This is a genomic window from Streptomyces sp. NPDC107522 (genome assembly GCF_055657525.1).
In genome coordinates this window covers 219,922-237,830 of sequence record NZ_JBVKAU010000007.1, presented here as the reverse complement: position 1 = coordinate 237,830, position 17,909 = coordinate 219,922, and the positions used below count along the sequence as shown (strand labels likewise).

General features: G+C 66.5%; 12 protein-coding genes. 1 reads left to right on the top strand and 11 read right to left on the bottom strand.

Going from position 1 to position 17,909, the window contains the following annotated elements; genetic code table 11:
* Positions 1–6 precede the first annotated feature (6 nt).
* The 4 genes from ACZ7L6_RS24335 to ACZ7L6_RS24320 all read right to left on the bottom strand — a co-directional run bounded on the left by ACZ7L6_RS24335 (position 7) and on the right by ACZ7L6_RS24320 (position 3,694).
* Complete coding sequence (locus ACZ7L6_RS24335; RefSeq protein ID WP_471927228.1) at positions 7–987, bottom strand: NAD-dependent epimerase/dehydratase family protein; 981 nt, start codon at positions 985–987, stop codon at positions 7–9.
* A gap of 132 nt (positions 988–1,119) precedes the next feature.
* Positions 1,120–1,821, bottom strand: a complete 702-nt coding sequence (locus ACZ7L6_RS24330) for a CDP-alcohol phosphatidyltransferase family protein (RefSeq protein ID WP_471927226.1) — start codon at positions 1,819–1,821, stop codon at positions 1,120–1,122.
* A gap of 149 nt (positions 1,822–1,970) precedes the next feature.
* Positions 1,971–3,110, bottom strand: a complete 1,140-nt coding sequence (locus tag ACZ7L6_RS24325) for a glycosyltransferase (RefSeq protein WP_471927224.1) — start codon at positions 3,108–3,110, stop codon at positions 1,971–1,973.
* Entirely contained in the window at positions 3,107–3,694 is a 588-nt protein-coding gene (locus tag ACZ7L6_RS24320) for an LbetaH domain-containing protein (protein ID WP_471927222.1), read from the bottom strand. Before ACZ7L6_RS24320 ends, ACZ7L6_RS24325 begins: the two co-directional genes overlap by 4 nt.
* Before the next feature lie 232 nt (positions 3,695–3,926).
* On the opposite strand from ACZ7L6_RS24320, the gene ACZ7L6_RS24315 reads away from it, so the two are divergent.
* Complete coding sequence (locus ACZ7L6_RS24315; RefSeq protein ID WP_471927220.1) at positions 3,927–4,445, top strand: hypothetical protein; 519 nt, start codon at positions 3,927–3,929, stop codon at positions 4,443–4,445.
* Positions 4,446–4,544: 99 nt separating this feature from the next.
* Here the strand turns inward: ACZ7L6_RS24315 and tuf are convergent, their stop codons facing one another.
* The 7 genes from tuf to rpoB form a co-directional block, all read right to left on the bottom strand.
* Complete coding sequence (gene tuf / locus ACZ7L6_RS24310) at positions 4,545–5,738, bottom strand: elongation factor Tu (RefSeq protein WP_390741020.1); 1,194 nt, start codon at positions 5,736–5,738, stop codon at positions 4,545–4,547.
* Positions 5,739–5,906: 168 nt separating this feature from the next.
* Positions 5,907–8,033, bottom strand: coding sequence for an elongation factor G (fusA, locus tag ACZ7L6_RS24305; protein WP_019754096.1), 2,127 nt, complete (start codon positions 8,031–8,033; stop codon positions 5,907–5,909).
* 39 nt (positions 8,034–8,072) lie between these two features.
* Positions 8,073–8,543, bottom strand: a complete 471-nt coding sequence (gene rpsG / locus ACZ7L6_RS24300; RefSeq protein ID WP_003998848.1) for a 30S ribosomal protein S7 — start codon at positions 8,541–8,543, stop codon at positions 8,073–8,075.
* 2 nt (positions 8,544–8,545) lie between these two features.
* Positions 8,546–8,917, bottom strand: coding sequence for a 30S ribosomal protein S12 (gene rpsL, locus ACZ7L6_RS24295; RefSeq protein WP_003948652.1), 372 nt, complete (start codon positions 8,915–8,917; stop codon positions 8,546–8,548).
* A gap of 329 nt (positions 8,918–9,246) precedes the next feature.
* Positions 9,247–9,813, bottom strand: a complete 567-nt coding sequence (locus ACZ7L6_RS24290; protein ID WP_471927217.1) for a DUF1707 and DUF4190 domain-containing protein — start codon at positions 9,811–9,813, stop codon at positions 9,247–9,249.
* Positions 9,814–9,970: 157 nt separating this feature from the next.
* Entirely contained in the window at positions 9,971–13,870 is a 3,900-nt protein-coding gene (locus tag ACZ7L6_RS24285) for a DNA-directed RNA polymerase subunit beta' (RefSeq protein ID WP_471927215.1), read from the bottom strand.
* 97 nt (positions 13,871–13,967) lie between these two features.
* A complete protein-coding gene (rpoB, locus tag ACZ7L6_RS24280; protein WP_471927213.1) occupies positions 13,968–17,453 on the bottom strand; it encodes a DNA-directed RNA polymerase subunit beta in 3,486 nt (1,161 codons plus the stop codon).
* Positions 17,454–17,909 lie beyond the last annotated feature (456 nt).

Sequence of the window (17,909 nt, the reverse complement as noted above, 5' to 3'; positions counted from 1 at the left end):
GAAGGATCAGGAGCGAGCGAGCTTGACCTGGTCGTAGACCCAGGCGTAGGTCTTCTCGAGGCCGTCGGCCAGGGGGACGGACGGCTCCCAGCCGTACAGTTCGCGGATCAGGCCGTTGTCGGAGTTGCGGCCGCGTACGCCCTGCGGCGCGTCCAGCTGGTACTTGCGCTCGCAGCGGATGCCCGCGATCTCCTCGACGATGTCGACCAGTTGGTTGATGGTGACCAGTTCTGACGAGCCGAGGTTGACGGGGACGCTGCTGTCTCCGTTCATGATCATCTGCGTGCCGTGGAGGCAGTCGTCGATGTACATGAAGGAACGGGTCTGCCGGCCGTCGCCCCAGATCTCGATCCGGTGATCACCGGAGAGGGCTGCCTCGGCGATCTTGCGGCACACGGCCGCCGGGGCCTTCTCGCGGCCTCCGGTCCAGGTGCCCGCCGGCCCGTACACGTTGTGGTAGCGCGCGACGCGGCAGACGAACTCGTAGTCCTCCTCGAAATGGCGGCACATGCGCTCGGAGAAGAGCTTCTCCCAGCCGTAACCGTCCTCGGGCTGCGCCGGATAGGCGTCCCGCTCCTTCAGCGCGGTGACGTTCGGGTCGGTCTGCCTGCCGGCGGCGTACACACAGGCGGAGGAGGAGTAGAAGTAGCGCTCGACACCGGCCTCGTGCGCCGCCTTGAGCATGTGGGTGCTGATCAGCACCGACATCATGCAGGCCGCCTTGTGGTTCTCGATGAAGCCCATGCCGCCCATGTCGGCGGCCAGCATGTACACCTGGCCGGCGTTCCGGACGGCGGCGCGGGCGTTGTCGAGAAGGGACAGATCGGCGACGACGTTCTCGGCGGCGGCGTGCACTTGATGCCACTCGTGCCGCGGCTTGATGTCGACGCACCGGACGGTCAGCCCCTGGGACAGGAGGTCTGCGGCGAGATGCCCACCGATGAATCCCCCGCCTCCCGCGACAACGATGTCCACCTGCTTGCTCATGGCAGCTCCTTCTCGAAAGCCGGAATCTGCCTGGAACATTAATCACTGTTTGCACCTTTTCATGCGATATACCCCGCGTTTCCGCATGACAAGGCGCCCGATGGCTCCGTCCGAGTTCACATCGAGTTCGCGTCAGGACAGCTCCCGGAGCCATTTGGCAAGGAACGCCGGAAGCAGCACGACGTGGGCCGCGAGCAAGGCGACATACAACGCGAGGAAGAGCTGCCGGCTCCCCAGGAAGAGGAAGCTCAGGCACAACAGGCCGTAATCCACGGGCAACAGCGCCATGCCGCGAAAACGGGAGGGCGGAGCCACCGGTCCGGCCGGCACCTCCCCTCTTCGCCTTCTCAGCTGTTCCGTGAGAATCCCCCCGAAGAACAGCAGGACAGCGGCGAACTGGAAGGCGATCGGGAGCAGCAACGCGGGACGCGGCAGGTCGAAGAAGCGGTAGAAGGAAATCAGCACCGCCGCGTGAATGCCCAGAAGTTTCGCGCAGTCCACCACATGGTCCAGCCACTCTCCGGAAAGGCTGGTCGACCGGTGCAGCCGGGCCAGCTGCCCGTCCGCGGAATCGAGTGCGAAGCCGAGCAGGAGAGCAAGCGAGACGAACTGTCCCAGCGCACGTGAAGGCGGATGAAGAGCCGTCGCGAAAACGGCCGCGAAGGTGATCAGCGCGCTGACGGCCGTCACATGGTTGGGTGAGAACCCGATACGGTACGCCGCTGCCGCGAGCAGCCTGCCGGCCGGCCGGTTGACGAACCGTGTGTAGACGGAAACCCCCTGAGCGGGTTTCTGCATCTTCGAGAGCTGCCGCAGCGTGCTGGAGAAGTCCATTCCCTGACCTCGTGCGTGAACGGGCGGACGGCTGTTCCGAGAAGGGAACCCGTGGCCCGAAAGTAGGCGCCTGGACCCCATTCACCTGATCCGACCAGCAAAATGGCCAGGGCGTCCATCCGATCGGCCGCAGATCCCTGGTGCGGCTCCTATGGACGGGGCACGGGGCACATGTCCCGGTAGATCTCCTCCAGCCGATCCGTCACCGCGTGGACCGAGAACGCCTCCGCGACGGCGCGATGCCCCGCCTCCACGAGGGCGCCCCGCTTCGTGTCGTCGGCCAGCACACGGCACACCGCTTCGGCCAGCTCCCAGGCACTGCCGTCGGTTACCACGGCCGCTTCGCGGCGAGCCAGCTCGTCCGCGATGCCGCAGCTGTCGGTGCACACCACCGGGGTGCCCGCCTGGAGGGCCTCCATCACGGTCATCGGAAACGGTTCGTCGATGCTGGGCAGCACATAGACCGCCGCCCTCGCATAGGCCTTCAGCGCCTCGGCATGCCCCAGCGCCCCGCCGTAGGAGACGATGCCCTCCAGCCCGTGGGCGGCGATCAGTCGGCGCACCGTCGGCAGCATCCCCTCATCCGCCCCGTGAAGGGTGAAGCGGGCGTCGGGCATCCTCCGGTGCACGAGAGCGGCCATCTCGACGAAGACCTCCGGGCGCTTGCGCGGGTGCAGCCGGGCGAGGAAGAGCACCTCCCGGCCGCGCTCCGTCTCACGCCCATGCTCCGCCTCGCCTCCGCGCCCAGGGCGCACACCGTTGGGCAGCGTCACCAGTGGCGGACCGTCGGCACCGACGACCTCGGCCACGGCCCGACGTTCGTGCTCGGTGAGAACCAGGCAGCCGCGCGCCCGGCGCAGCAGCGGCACGTACAAGCGGTCGAAGAGCCTGACGACGGCCGCGCGCCGGGGCTGCACCATGCCGTGCGTCTGTGCGACGAACCTCTTGCGGCGCAGCGCGGCGACGGCGAGCGCAGCCATGGAGACGAGATCGCGCCCCGCATGGATGTGGACCACATCTGCCCTGCCCATGGTGCGCCACATGTCCCTGAGCAGCAGCGGATGCATGAGCCCCGAGAATCCCCCAGGGAGCAGGGAGCGGGCCGGGCGCGTGCGCAGCGGCACCGAACCGAGGTGTGCCGGCGCCGGGGACCTGCCCCGCCACAGGGACACCAGCGTCACCTCGTGGCCGCGGGCGGCGCACTCCTCCAGGTGCCCGGCGGCCACACTCGTCGGACCGCCGTACGCTCCGTCATCGCTGACGAGCGTCACCACGTGGACCACCCTCATGCCGCGGCCCCACTGGTGATGACCTCACCCGGAGCGACGTCGCGGTGGGCGACCGCCGAGGCACCCACCACCGCACCCCGGCCGACGGTCACGCCGCGCAGTACGACGGCCCGGGCCGCGACCCAGGATCCGGGCTCCAGTTGGATGGGCCCGTTGTCGAACTCCATGGTGGGGCTGCGGTGTTGGTGGCTTCCCGTGCACAGCAACGCGTCCTGCGAGACGCACACGTCGCTGCCGATCGTGATCTGCTGGAGGTTCAGCAGCCAGGCGCCCTCACCGATCCACACGTCGTCCCCGATGCGCAGCCGCCAGGGCCAGTGCACACGAACACCGTGCCGGATCAGCACTCGCCGCCCGACCCGCGCGCCGAAGGCCCGCAGCACAGCGGGCCGCCAGCGGGCCGGGAACCACCACCTGCTGAACGCGAGGTGGAGTACGGCGAACCACGCCGCCTGGACAAGCCACGGACGCCCCTTGTCATAGCCCGCCCCCGTGAAACCCCGCAGGGAACGCTCGACGACTGCCCGGTGATCGGGCCGGCCTGGGCGGGGGCCCGAATCGGGTGGCGCTGCGGTCTCTGCCATGGCGGTAGCCCTTCACGAACTGGGAGATAGCCGTATTTACATGTACTTACTATGACCGCACTTCATGACCCAGGACATACAGGCGTGTTATCGCACGATGCTCGGCCTTTCCGGTGCTCTGCCGCCCGGACGGCCCAGTAAGACGAATCCCCGGCGAGTGACGCCGGTCTGATTGTGCAAATGATCAGACTGCCCGGAACACCGGAACAAAGACCAAAAAGGAGCACTCGTCGTGCGAGTAACCACTCGAACAACCACACGGTCGACACGAGCGAGATGGGGAGCGCGGTGCGTCGGCCTCGGCCTGACCACCGCGCTCGCGGTCGCCTTCGCGGCCGGCCCCGCGTCGGCTCAGCCGGGGCCGCCCAGCGACTCCGGCGAGCAGCCGGTGGAGGTGGCGGGCAACCCGACCTTCACCACGCTGCCCGCCAACATCACCCCGTTCGACTGCGACCGGATCGTCAAGGTCGATCCGGTGAGGGCGGGGTCGTTCGGGGACGACGACGAGGTGACCATCCTCAACATCGGCACCGACAACACCTTCGACTTCGACATCTCCGACGACTTCGCCGCCATCGGCGTGATCGTCAAGGGCGGCCCGAACGCCAACCTCTATGACTACCGGCCCACCGGCATCCAGGCGGACGCGGATCTCCACGCGCCGCTCAACACGAGCAGTTCGCCCCCGAACGACTTCTACGGCCTCAGCCACATCGACTTCTGCCTCGTAGAGGACGGCTCCACCAGCTGACGCGTCCCAGCCGACGCAAAGCAAAGGGGCCCGTACGACCGAAGTCGTACGGGCCCCTTCAGGAGCTCGCGTTGGAGCTACCAGGTCAGATCAGCAAGCTCACTTGTTGATCTTGGTGACCTGGCCGGCGCCCACGGTCCGGCCACCCTCACGGATGGCGAACTTCAGGCCCTCTTCCATGGCGACGGGCTGGATGAGCTCCACCTTCATCTCGGTGTTGTCACCCGGCATGACCATCTCGGTGCCCTCGGGGAGGGTCACGACGCCGGTCACGTCCGTCGTACGGAAGTAGAACTGCGGACGGTAGTTGTTGAAGAACGGCGTGTGGCGGCCACCCTCGTCCTTGGAGAGGATGTAGGCCTGCGCCTCGAACTCGGTGTGCGGGGTGACCGAGCCCGGCTTGATGATGACCTGGCCGCGCTCGACGTCCTCGCGCTTGATGCCACGGAGGAGCAGACCGACGTTCTCACCGGCCTGGCCCTCGTCGAGCAGCTTGCGGAACATCTCGATGCCGGTGACCGTGGTGGTGGTCTTCTCGGTCTTGATGCCGATGATGTCGACGGTCTCGTTGACCTTCAGGACACCACGCTCGATACGGCCGGTGACGACCGTACCGCGACCCGTGATCGTGAAGACGTCCTCGATCGGCATCAGGAACGGCTTGTCGACGTCGCGCTCCGGCTCCGGAATCGCGGTGTCGACGGCGTTCATGAGGTCCAGGACGGACTGCGTCCACTCCTTGTCGCCCTCGAGCGCCTTCAGAGCGGAGACCTTGACGACCGGCAGGTCGTCGCCCGGGAACTCGTACTCGGAGAGGAGCTCACGGACCTCGAGCTCGACGAGCTCCAGGATCTCCTCGTCGTCCACCATGTCGGCCTTGTTCAGGGCGACGACGATGTACGGCACGCCGACCTGGCGGGCCAGGAGCACGTGCTCCTTGGTCTGCGGCATCGGACCGTCGGTCGCGGCGACCACGAGGATCGCGCCGTCCATCTGGGCGGCACCGGTGATCATGTTCTTGATGTAGTCCGCGTGACCGGGGCAGTCGACGTGGGCGTAGTGACGCGCCTCGGTCTGGTACTCGACGTGCGCGATGGAGATGGTGATACCGCGCTGGCGCTCCTCAGGAGCCTTGTCGATGTTGTCGAACGGGGTGGCCTCGTTCAGCTCCGGGTACGCGTCGTGCAGCACCTTGGTAATGGCGGCCGTGAGGGTCGTCTTACCGTGGTCGATGTGACCGATGGTGCCGATGTTGACGTGCGGCTTAGTCCGCTCGAACTTCGCCTTCGCCACTGGGGTCCTCCTGTGGAGTGGTTCTGTACGCCTTACTTCATCGGCGCCAGGTGATCTTTGCTGTTAAGTCCCGGAACCCGGGGCAAACACCACGATTGTGTGCGTTTGCCCCGTGAGGCTCCGGAGTCAAGCCTACGGCGTGTGAACGCGCTGCGTTAACGCGGTGCGTTACTCGCCCTTGGCCTTCGCGATGATCTCCTCGGCGACGTTCCGCGGAACCTCGGCGTAGGAGTCGAACTGCATGGAGTAGCTCGCACGGCCGGACGTCTTGCTGCGCAGGTCGCCGACGTAACCGAACATCTCCGAGAGGGGCACGAGGCCCTTCACGACGCGGGCACCCGCCCGCTCCTCCATGGCCTGGATCTGGCCACGGCGGGAGTTGATGTCACCGATGACCTCACCCATGTAGTCCTCGGGCGTGGTGACCTCGACGGCCATCATCGGCTCGAGCAGCACGGGGCTGGCCTTGCGCGCGGCCTCCTTGAAGGCCTGCGAACCGGCGATCTTGAACGCGAGCTCGGAGGAGTCGACCTCGTGGTACGCACCGTCGAGCAGCGTGACGCGGACACCGGTCATCTCGTAACCGGCGAGGATGCCGAACTGCATGGCCTCCTGCGCACCGGCGTCGACCGAAGGGATGTACTCCTTCGGGATACGACCACCGGTCACCTTGTTCACGAACTCGTACGACGTGTCGCCGCTCTCGAGGGGCTCGATCGCGATCTGCACCTTGGCGAACTGGCCGGTACCACCAGTCTGCTTCTTGTGCGTGAAGTCGACACGCTCGACGGCCTTGCGGATCGTCTCACGGTAGGCGACCTGCGGCTTGCCGACGTTGGCCTCGACCTTGAACTCACGGCGCATACGGTCGACCAGCACCTCGAGGTGCAGCTCGCCCATACCACCGATGATGGTCTGGCCGGTCTCCTCGTCCGAGTGGACCTGGAAGGACGGGTCCTCCTCGGCCAGACGCTGGATCGCGACGCCCAGCTTCTCCTGGTCGCCCTTCGACTTGGGCTCGATGGCGACCTGGATGACCGGCGCCGGGAAGTCCATGGACTCCAGGATCACCGGGTTCTTGTCGTCGGCCAGCGTCTCACCGGTCGTGGTCTGCTTCAGACCCATGACGGCGATGATGTCGCCGGCGCCCACCGACTGGATCTCCTCACGCTTGTTCGCGTGCATGCGGTAGATCTTGCCGATGCGCTCCTTCTTGCCCTTGACGGAGTTCAGCACCTGCGTGCCGGACTCCAGGCGGCCCGAGTAGACCCGGACGAAGGTGAGCTTGCCGAGGTGCGGGTCGCTCATGATCTTGAACGCCAGCGCCGACAGCGGCTCGTCGTCGGAGGGCTTGCGCTTCACGACCTCCTCGGGGTCGTTCACCGCGTGGCCCTCGATGGCCTCGATGTCGAGCGGGGAGGGCAGGTAGCGGACCACCGCGTCGAGCAGGGGCTGGACGCCCTTGTTCTTGAACGCGGTACCACAGAACACCGGGGTGACCGTGGTGTCGCTGGACTTGCCGGAGGCGATCGTGATGCGGCGGATGGCCGCGTACAGCTGCTCCTCGGAGGGCTCCTCGCCCTCGAGGTACAGCTCCATGATCTCCTCGTCGTTCTCCGCGACGGCCTCGAGCAGCTTGCCGCGCCACTCCTCGGCGGCCTCGGTGTGCGTGGCCGGGATGTCGACGACGTCGTACATCTCGCCCTTGGTCGCCTCGGCGGACCAGACGAGCGCCTTCATGCGGACCAGGTCCACGACGCCCTTGAAGTCGGCCTCGGCACCGATCGGGAGCTGCATGACGAGCGGCTGGGCACCCAGACGGTCGCTGATCATGTCGACGCAGCGGTGGAACTCCGCGCCCGTACGGTCCAGCTTGTTGACGAAGCAGATACGCGGAACGCGGTAGCGGTCCGCCTGACGCCACACCGTCTCGGACTGGGGCTCAACGCCGGCGACGCCGTCGAACACCGTCACGGCACCGTCGAGCACGCGCAGGGAGCGCTCCACCTCGACGGTGAAGTCGACGTGGCCCGGGGTGTCGATGATGTTGATGGTGTGGTCGACGTCTTCCAGCGGCCAGTGACAGGTGGTGGCAGCAGAGGTGATCGTGATGCCACGCTCCTGCTCCTGCTCCATCCAGTCCATGGTGGCAGCGCCGTCGTGGACCTCACCGATCTTGTAAGACACACCGGTGTAGAACAGGATCCGCTCGGTGGTGGTCGTCTTGCCCGCGTCGATGTGGGCCATGATGCCGATATTGCGCACCTTGGCCAGGTCAAGTGAAGTGGTAGCCATAAGGCTTCAGTCTTCTCTCGGTCTCGATGTGGGTAGCGACTACCAGCGGTAGTGCGCGAAGGCCTTGTTGGACTCGGCCATCTTGTGGGTGTCCTCGCGCTTCTTCACGGCCGCACCGAGGCCGTTGGAGGCGTCGAGAAGCTCGTTGAGGAGACGCTCGGTCATGGTCTTCTCGCGACGGGCGCGGGAGTAACCGACCAGCCAGCGCAGCGCCAGGGTGTTGGCGCGGCCGGGCTTGACCTCGACCGGCACCTGGTAGGTGGCGCCACCGACACGGCGGGACTTGACCTCGAGGGTCGGCTTGATGTTCTCGAGAGCGCGCTTCAGCGTGATGACCGGGTCGTTGCCGGTCTTCTCGCGCAGGCCCTCCATGGCGCCGTAGACGATGCGCTCGGCGGTGGAGCGCTTGCCGTTCAGCAGCACCTTGTTGATGAGCGACGTGACCAGAGGAGAACCGTAGACCGGGTCGATGATGACCGGGCGCTTCGGGGCGGGGCCCTTACGAGGCATTCTTACTTCTCCTTCTTGGCGCCGTAGCGGGAACGGGCCTGCTTGCGGTTCTTGACACCCTGGGTGTCGAGGGAGCCACGGATGATCTTGTAGCGAACACCCGGCAGGTCCTTCACACGGCCGCCGCGCACGAGCACGATGGAGTGCTCCTGCAGGTTGTGTCCCTCACCCGGAATGTAAGCGGTGACCTCGATCCCGCTGGTCAGACGCACACGCGCGACCTTACGCAGGGCCGAGTTCGGCTTCTTCGGGGTGGTCGTGAACACACGCGTGCAGACGCCACGACGCTGAGGGGAACCCTCGAGTGCGGGCGTCTTGTTCTTCTCGACCTTGTCCTGCCGGCCCTTGCGGACCAGCTGCTGGATCGTAGGCACTACTTCTCCGGTTTCTGTGTGCCGATTGGTACAGCTAACCTGGAACGTCGCCGACCCACGCGGTCGGGTGTGTCGAATCCGGCGGACTCCCGCCGCGAGGCGAAAAGAGCACAGATTACGGTGGCCGCTCACAGCTCGTTATGCGGTTGAAGGCACGCACGAGAGCCAGGGCACACCCCAGGCACAAGGTCTGAGCGTACCTACCTCATTCGCTGCGGTCAAAACAAATGGGCCCCGCCCGCATCGCCATACGGCCGATGTCAAGACCGCGCGGCGTGTTTGATCTTCGAATTCCCGATCCGGCCACGTCAGGCCACTTCTCTCAGAGCTCATGCGGACAGGGCGGCGGCCACGACCATCAGCGTCAGCAGAACCGCCCAGCACGCGGTCGACAGCCACCCGAGCACGAGCCCGGTCAGGGCGAGCGCGTCACCGCTCTCCCCGGTGCGGCGAATCTCGTTGCGCGCCGAGTGCCCCAGAACCACGGCGGGGATGCCGGTCAGCCCGAAGCTCACGAGACACAGCACGCCGCACACGGCCGAGCCGACCGCCTTGCCGTTGGTCTGCGGCCGGGCCACCGGCAGGAAGGTCCGCGGGACGGGCACGACGGGCGCCGGCTGCGGCACGGGCCCCTGGGGCAGGTCGGCGACGAGCAGGGCGAGCTCGCCCACCGTACGGGCCGTGTAGGCCCGCGCAACCCGCTTGTCGAACTCCGGCTGCTCCAGCCGCCCCTCGCCGAAGCCGGCCCTGAGCACGTCCACGGCACGCTCACGGTCGGCGTGAGAGGCGAGCATCCCGGGGGCACCGGCCCCGGCCCACGGCTGTGGGACGCCGCTCCCCTGCCACGGCTGCCACGGCTGCCACGGCTGCCACGGCTGCCACGACGGATGGGTCATGGAGCACCTCCCCCGTAAAGGTCGGGTTCCCTCCATGATGCGCCGAACCGCCATTCCCGACATCGGGGCCACACCCGGAGAAAACCCGGAGGCGCTCCCGGCGAACGCCGAAGGGCGGCCACCCCGAGGGGTGACCGCCCTTCAAGCGGACGCTCGCTTACTGGTTGTACGGACCGTAGTCGTAGTCCTCCAGCGGAACGGCCTGGCCGGAGCCGGTGCCGAACGGCGAGTAGTCGATGTCGTCGTAGCCGACGGCCGAGTACATCGCGGCCTTGGCCTCCTCGGTCGGCTCGACCCGGATGTTGCGGTAGCGGGACAGGCCCGTACCGGCCGGGATGAGCTTACCGATGATGACGTTCTCCTTGAGGCCGATCAGGGAGTCGGACTTGGCGTTGATCGCCGCGTCCGTGAGGACCCTGGTCGTCTCCTGGAAGGACGCCGCCGACAGCCAGGACTCCGTGGCCAGCGAGGCCTTGGTGATACCCATGAGCTGCGGACGACCGGAGGCCGGGTGACCGCCCTCCTGGACCACACGACGGTTCTCGGTCTCGAACTTCGAGCGCTCGACCAGCTCGCCGGGCAGCAGCTCGGCGTCGCCGGACTCGATGATCGTCACACGGCGGAGCATCTGCCGGATGATGATCTCGATGTGCTTGTCGTGGATCGACACACCCTGCGAGTTGTAGACCTTCTGGACCTCGCCGACCAGGTGGACCTGGACGGCACGCTGGCCCAGGATGCGCAGCACGTCGTGCGGGTTGGTGGCACCCACGGTGAGCTTCTGGCCCACCTCGACGTGCTCGCCCTCGCTGACCAGGAGTCGGGCACGCTTCGAGATCGGGTACGCCGTCTCGTCGCTGCCGTCGTCCGGGGTGACGACGATCTTCTTGGTCTTCTCGGTCTCCTCGATCCGGACGCGGCCGGTGGCCTCGGAGATCGGGGCGACACCCTTCGGGGTACGGGCCTCGAAGAGCTCGACGACACGCGGCAGACCCTGGGTGATGTCGTCACCGGCCACACCACCGGTGTGGAAGGTACGCATCGTCAGCTGGGTACCGGGCTCACCGATGGACTGGGCGGCGATGATGCCGACCGCCTCACCGATGTCGACCAGCTTGCCGGTGGCGAGCGAGCGGCCGTAGCACATGGCGCAGGTGCCGACGGCGGACTCGCAGGTCAGGACCGAGCGGGTCTTGACCGTCTCGACGCCGTGGCGGACCAGCTCGTCGATGAGCACGTCGCCCAGGTCGGTACCGGCCGGGGCCAGCACCTTGCCGTCGACCACGATGTCCTCGGCGAGGCAACGCGCGTACACGGACGTCTCGACGTTGTCCGCCTTGCGCAGCACGCCGTCCGCACCGCGCTCGGCGATGTCGAGCTTGAGGCCACGGTCGGTGCCGCAGTCCTCCTCGCGGATGATCACGTCCTGCGAGACGTCCACCAGACGACGGGTCAGGTAACCCGAGTCGGCGGTACGCAGGGCGGTGTCCGCCAGACCCTTACGGGCACCGTGCGTGGAGATGAAGTACTCCAGCACGGACAGACCCTCACGGAACGAGGCCTTGATGGGCCGCGGGATCGTCTCGTTCTTCGCGTTCGACACCAGACCACGCATACCGGCAATCTGACGCATCTGCATCATGTTGCCTCGTGCACCCGAGTTCACCATCATGAAGATCGGGTTGGTCTTCGGGAAGTTGTCGTTCATCGCCTCGGCGACCTCGTTGGTCGCCTTGGTCCAGATCGCGATGAGCTCCTGCGTGCGCTCGTCCTTGGTGATCAGACCGCGCTCGTACTGCTTCTGGACCTTCTCGTCCTGCGCCTCGTAGCCGCGGACGATCTCCTTCTTCGCCTCGGGAACGACGACGTCGGAGATGGCGACGGTGACACCGGAACGGGTGGCCCAGTAGAAGCCGGCCGCCTTCAGGTTGTCGAGCGTCGCCGCCACGATGACCTTCGGGTAGCGCTCGGCGAGGTCGTTGACGATCTCGGAGAGCTGCTTCTTGCCGACCTCGTAGTCGACGAACGGGTAGTCCTCGGGCAGCAGCTCGTTGAAGAGCGCACGACCCAGCGTGGTCTTCAGGCGGAAGCTGTCACCCTGCTGCCACTCCGGCTCGCCCTCCTCCTGCGCCGGCGGGGTCCAGCCGCGCGGCGGGATGGTGCCGACCGGGAAGCGGATGTCGATCTTCGACTGGAGCGAGAGCTCGCCCGCGTCGAAGGCCATGATCGCCTCGGCGACGGAGGAGAAGGAGCGGTCCTCACCCTTGATGTCCCGCATCTCGCCGTCGGTGGTGAGGAAGAACAGACCGAGGACCATGTCCTGGGTCGGCATCGTCACCGGACGGCCGTCGGCGGGCTTGAGGATGTTGTTCGAGGACAGCATCAGGATGCGGGCCTCGGCCTGCGCCTCCGCGGACAGCGGCAGGTGCACGGCCATCTGGTCACCGTCGAAGTCCGCGTTGAACGCGGTGCAGACGAGCGGGTGGATCTGGATGGCCTTGCCCTCGACCAGCTGCGGCTCGAAGGCCTGGATGCCCAGGCGGTGCAGGGTGGGAGCACGGTTCAGCAGAACCGGGTGCTCGGCGATGACCTCTTCGAGGACGTCGTACACGACCGTGCGGCCGCGCTCCACCATGCGCTTGGCGCTCTTGATGTTCTGCGCGTGGTTCAGGTCGACCAGGCGCTTCATCACGAACGGCTTGAAGAGCTCCAGCGCCATCGCCTTGGGCAGACCGCACTGGTGCAGCTTCAGCTGCGGACCCACGACGATCACGGAACGCGCGGAGTAGTCCACACGCTTACCGAGCAGGTTCTGACGGAATCGACCCTGCTTACCCTTCAGCATGTCGCTGAGGGACTTCAGCGGACGGTTACCGGGACCGGTGACCGGGCGACCACGACGACCGTTGTCGAACAGCGCGTCGACGGCCTCCTGGAGCATGCGCTTCTCGTTGTTCACGATGATCTCGGGCGCACCGAGGTCGAGAAGGCGCTTCAGTCGGTTGTTCCGGTTGATCACACGGCGGTACAGGTCGTTCAGGTCGGAGGTCGCGAAGCGGCCACCGTCCAGCTGCACCATCGGGCGAAGGTCCGGCGGGATGACCGGCACGCAGTCCAGCACCATGCCCTTGGGGCTGTTGCTGGTCTGCAGGAACGCGGAGACGACCTTCAGGCGCTTGAGCGCACGGGTCTTCTTCTGGCCCTTGCCGGTACGGATGATCTCGCGGAGCTTCTCGGCCTCCTCGTCGAGGTCGAAGGACTCCAGGCGCTTCTGCAGCGCCGCGGCACCCATCGAACCGTCGAAGTACGTGCCGAAGCGGTCGCGCAGCTCGCGGTAGAGGAGCTCGTCGCCCTCGAGGTCCTGGACCTTGAGGTTCTTGAACCGGGTCCACACCTCGTCGAGGCGGTCGATCTCGCGCTGCGCACGGTCGCGCAGCTGCTTCATCTCACGCTCGGCACCCTCGCGCACCTTGCGGCGCACGTCGGCCTTGGCGCCCTCGGCCTCCAGCTCGGCCAGGTCGCTTTCCAGCTTCTTGGCGCGGGCCTCCAGGTCGGCGTCCCGGCGGTTCTCGATCTGCTGCCGCTCGACCGAGACGTGCGCCTCCAGGGAGGGCAGGTCGCGGGTACGGCGCTCCTCGTCGACGTACGTGATCATGTACGCCGCGAAGTAGATGACCTTCTCGAGGTCCTTGGGAGCCAGGTCGAGCAGGTAGCCCAGCCGGCTCGGGACACCCTTGAAGTACCAGATGTGCGTGACGGGCGCGGCCAGCTCGATGTGGCCCATCCGCTCACGACGCACCTTGGCGCGCGTGACCTCGACGCCACAGCGCTCGCAGATGATGCCCTTGAAGCGGACGCGCTTGTACTTGCCGCAGTAGCACTCCCAGTCCCGGGTCGGACCGAAGATCTTCTCGCAGAAGAGTCCGTCCTTTTCGGGCTTGAGGGTGCGGTAGTTGATGGTCTCGGGCTTCTTGACCTCGCCGTGGCTCCACTGACGGATGTCGTCAGCGGTGGCCAGGCCGATCCGGAGCTCGTCGAAGAAGTTGACGTCGAGCACTATGCGTCAATCCCTCTCAGGGTCGTAAGTCTGTGGTCTGAAACGGGGGCCTGGGGGTCGGCGGGGCCCTGTGGGTGAGGGCCCCGCCGGACTCCCGTCAGACCTCTTCGACGCTGCTCGGCTCGCGCCGGGACAGGTCGATGCCGAGCTCCTCCGCAGCGCGGAAGACGTCCTCGTCGGTGTCACGCATCTCGATGGACATACCGTCGCTGGACAGCACCTCCACGTTCAGGCAGAGCGACTGCATCTCCTTGATGAGCACCTTGAAGGACTCGGGGATGCCGGGCTCGGGGATGTTCTCGCCCTTGACGATGGCCTCGTAGACCTTCACGCGGCCGGTGACGTCGTCGGACTTGATGGTCAGCAGCTCCTGGAGGGCGTACGCGGCGCCGTAGGCCTCGAGGGCCCACACCTCCATCTCACCGAACCGCTGGCCACCGAACTGGGCCTTACCACCCAGCGGCTGCTGGGTGATCATGGAGTACGGACCGGTCGAGCGGGCGTGCAGCTTGTCGTCGACCAGGTGGTGCAGCTTCAGGATGTACATGTAGCCGACCGAGATCGGGTCCGGGAACGGCTCACCGCTACGGCCGTCGAACAGCCGCGCCTTGCCGGTCGGGAGCACCATGCGCTCGCCGTCCCGGTTCGGGATGGTGTGCTGCAGCAGACCCGCGAGCTCGTCCTCGCGCGCACCGTCGAAGACGGGGGTCGCGACGTTCGTGCCCGGGTCGACCTGGTCGGCGCCGATCGCCTGGAGGCGCTGCGCCCACTCGTCCGCGAGGCCGGAGACGTCCCAGCCGCGGCTGGCGAGCCAGCCGAGGTGGATCTCCAGGACCTGTCCCGGGTTCATTCGGGACGGCACACCAAGCGGGTTGAGGATGATGTCGACCGGGGTGCCGTCCTCCAGGAACGGCATGTCCTCGATCGGCAGGATCTTCGAGATGACACCCTTGTTGCCGTGACGGCCGGCGAGCTTGTCACCGTCGGTGATCTTGCGCTTCTGCGCCACGTACACGCGCACAAGCTGGTTCACACCGGGGGGAAGCTCGTCGCCCTCCTCGCGGTCGAAGACGCGGACGCCGATGACCTTGCCGGTCTCGCCGTGCGGCACCTTCAGCGAGGTGTCACGGACCTCACGGGCCTTCTCACCGAAGATCGCGCGCAGCAGGCGCTCCTCCGGCGTCAGCTCGGTCTCACCCTTCGGGGTCACCTTGCCGACGAGGATGTCACCGGCGATGACCTCGGCACCGATACGGATGATGCCGCGCTCGTCGAGGTCGGCGAGGACCTCCTCGGAGACGTTCGGGATGTCCCGGGTGATCTCCTCGGGGCCGAGCTTGGTGTCACGGGCGTCGACCTCGTGCTCCTCGATGTGGATCGAGGAGAGGACGTCGTCCTGCACGAGGCGCTGCGACAGGATGATCGCGTCCTCGTAGTTGTGACCCTCCCACGGCATGAACGCCACGAGCAGGTTCTTGCCCAGCGCCATCTCACCGTTCTCGGTGGCCGGACCGTCGGCGAGGACCTGGCCCTCGACGATGCGGTCGCCCTCGTGGACGATGACCTTCTGGTTGACCGAGGTGCCCTGGTTGGAGCGGGCGAACTTGGCCAGGCGGTACGTGATGTACGTGCCGTCGTCGTTGGCGGTGGTGATGTAGTCCGCGGAGACCTCCTGGACCACACCGGCCTTCTCGGCCTTGACGACGTCGCCGGCGTCGACGGCGGAGCGGTACTCCATGCCGGTGCCGACGAGCGGGGCCTCCGCCTTGATGAGCGGAACGGCCTGGCGCATCATGTTCGCGCCCATGAGGGCACGGTTGGCGTCGTCGTGCTCGAGGAAGGGGATCATGGCGGTCGCGACCGACACCATCTGGCGCGGCGAGACGTCCATGTAGTCCACGTCCTCGCCACCGACGTAGTCGACCTCGCCGCCACGGCGGCGGACGAGCACGCGGGCCTCGGCGAAGCGCAGGTCGTCCGTCAGCGTGGCGTTGGCCTGCGCGATGACGAAGCGGTCCTCCTCGTCGGCCGTCAGGTAGTCGACCTCGTCGGTGACCTGACCGTCGACGACCTTGCGGTACGGCGTCTCGACGAAACCGAACGCGTTGACCCGCCCGTACGAGGCGAGCGAACCGATCAGACCGATGTTCGGGCCTTCAGGGGTCTCGATCGGACACATACGCCCGTAGTGGGACGGGTGCACGTCACGGACCTCGAAGCCGGCCCGCTCACGGGAGAGACCACCCGGGCCAAGAGCCGACAGACGGCGCTTGTGGGTGAGACCCGACAGCGGGTTGTTCTGGTCCATGAACTGCGACAGCTGGCTGGTGCCGAAGAACTCCTTGATGGAGGCGACGACCGGCCGGATGTTGATCAGGGTCTGCGGCGTGATCGCCTCGACGTCCTGGGTCGTCATCCGCTCGCGGACGACACGCTCCATACGCGCCAGACCCGTACGGACCTGGTTCTGGATGAGCTCGCCGACGCTGCGCAGACGACGGTTGCCGAAGTGGTCGATGTCGTCGGTCTCGACGACGATCGTCTGACCGCTGTCGCCGACCGTCTCGGTCTCGCCCGCGTGCAGCTTCACCAGGTACTTGATCGTCGAGATGATGTCCTCGACGGTCAGGATGCCCGCGTCGAGCGGAGCGTCCGCACCCAGCTTCTTGTTGACCTTGTAGCGGCCGACCTTGGCGAGGTCGTAACGCTTCGGGTTGAAGTACAGGTTCTCCAGGAGCGTCTGCGCGGCCTCACGCGTGGGGGGCTCGCCCGGACGCAGCTTGCGGTAGATGTCGAGCAGCGCGTCGTCCTGGCCCTGGGTGTGGTCCTTCTCCAGGGTGGCGCGCATCGACTCGTAGTCGCCGAACTCCTCGAGGATCTGCTCGGTCGTCCAGCCGAGCGCCTTGAGCAGGACGGTGACGGACTGCTTGCGCTTGCGGTCGATACGGACACCGACCATGTCGCGCTTGTCGATCTCCATCTCCAGCCAGGCACCCCGGGACGGGATGATCTTGGCCGAGAAGATGTCCTTGTCGGACGTCTTGTCGATGGTGGAGTCGAAGTAGACACCGGGCGAACGGACAAGCTGCGACACCACGACACGCTCGGTGCCGTTGATGACGAACGTGCCCTTGTTCGTCATGAGCGGGAAGTCGCCCATGAAGACCGTCTGGGACTTGATCTCGCCGGTCTCGTTGTTCGTGAACTCGGCCGTGACGAAGAGCGGAGCGGCGTACGTGAAGTCGCGCTCCTTGCACTCGTCGATGCTGTTCTTCGGCGGCTCGAAGCGGTGGTCGCGGAACGTCAGCGACATCGACCCGGAGAAGTCCTCGATCGGGGAGATCTCCTCGAAGATCTCCTCGAGGCCGGACTTGGTGGGGACGTCCTGACCGGACTCCAGAGCCTCCTCGACCCGACTCTGCCAGGCGGTGTTCCCGAGCAGCCAGTCAAAGCTCTCGGTCTGCAGCGCGAGCAGGTTGGGAACCTCGAGAGGCTCCTTGATCTTTGCAAAGGAGATGCGCAGCGGGGCGGTGCTGGCGCCGTTGTTCGTATTCGCGGTCGAGGCAGTGCGCGAGGCGGCCAAGAGGGGGTCCTTCCGAGGGCTCGGACTCACTACGCGCGTACCGGCCCCTCACCCGCGCACAGAGGACAGGCTCCCTGATTTGGCTGTTTGGCCAGGTCAGGGACATTCCGGTCGTCAGTGCTGAGGCGAGGGCAGACCCCTGGTGACGGGCAGGGGACAGCTAACAGGCAGCGCAAAGGGTCAGTGTAGCCACTTGGCACACTGATGTCCAGTCCCGGTTTTCAGAGACCCTCGTTGTTCTCAACGTCTGCGCCATGCCTGCCTTCAACGCACGTTGATACTGCCCTCTTCGTCGTCGATCCATGCCTCGGATTCGGATCCTTGTGACGACGCGTCCTGAGAATTGCGCGCTGCGTGCGGTTCGTCAAGGCCCCCATACCCGAACCCCGGGCCGACCAGGGACACGACGAAGATCACCATACCCCCCGTCGAAGCGGGCGCAAGGCAACCGCGGCC

Coding starts and splice junctions, on each gene's coding strand:
- ACZ7L6_RS24335 (WP_471927228.1), bottom strand. CDS start 987: ATGAGCAAGCAGGTGGACATCGTTGTCGCGGGAGGCGGGGGATTCATC.
- ACZ7L6_RS24330 (WP_471927226.1), bottom strand. CDS start 1,821: ATGGACTTCTCCAGCACGCTGCGGCAGCTCTCGAAGATGCAGAAACCC.
- ACZ7L6_RS24325 (WP_471927224.1), bottom strand. CDS start 3,110: ATGAGGGTGGTCCACGTGGTGACGCTCGTCAGCGATGACGGAGCGTAC.
- ACZ7L6_RS24320 (WP_471927222.1), bottom strand. CDS start 3,694: ATGGCAGAGACCGCAGCGCCACCCGATTCGGGCCCCCGCCCAGGCCGG.
- fusA (WP_019754096.1), bottom strand. CDS start 8,033: ATGGCTACCACTTCACTTGACCTGGCCAAGGTGCGCAATATCGGCATC.
- rpsG (WP_003998848.1), bottom strand. CDS start 8,543: ATGCCTCGTAAGGGCCCCGCCCCGAAGCGCCCGGTCATCATCGACCCG.
- ACZ7L6_RS24290 (WP_471927217.1), bottom strand. CDS start 9,813: ATGACCCATCCGTCGTGGCAGCCGTGGCAGCCGTGGCAGCCGTGGCAG.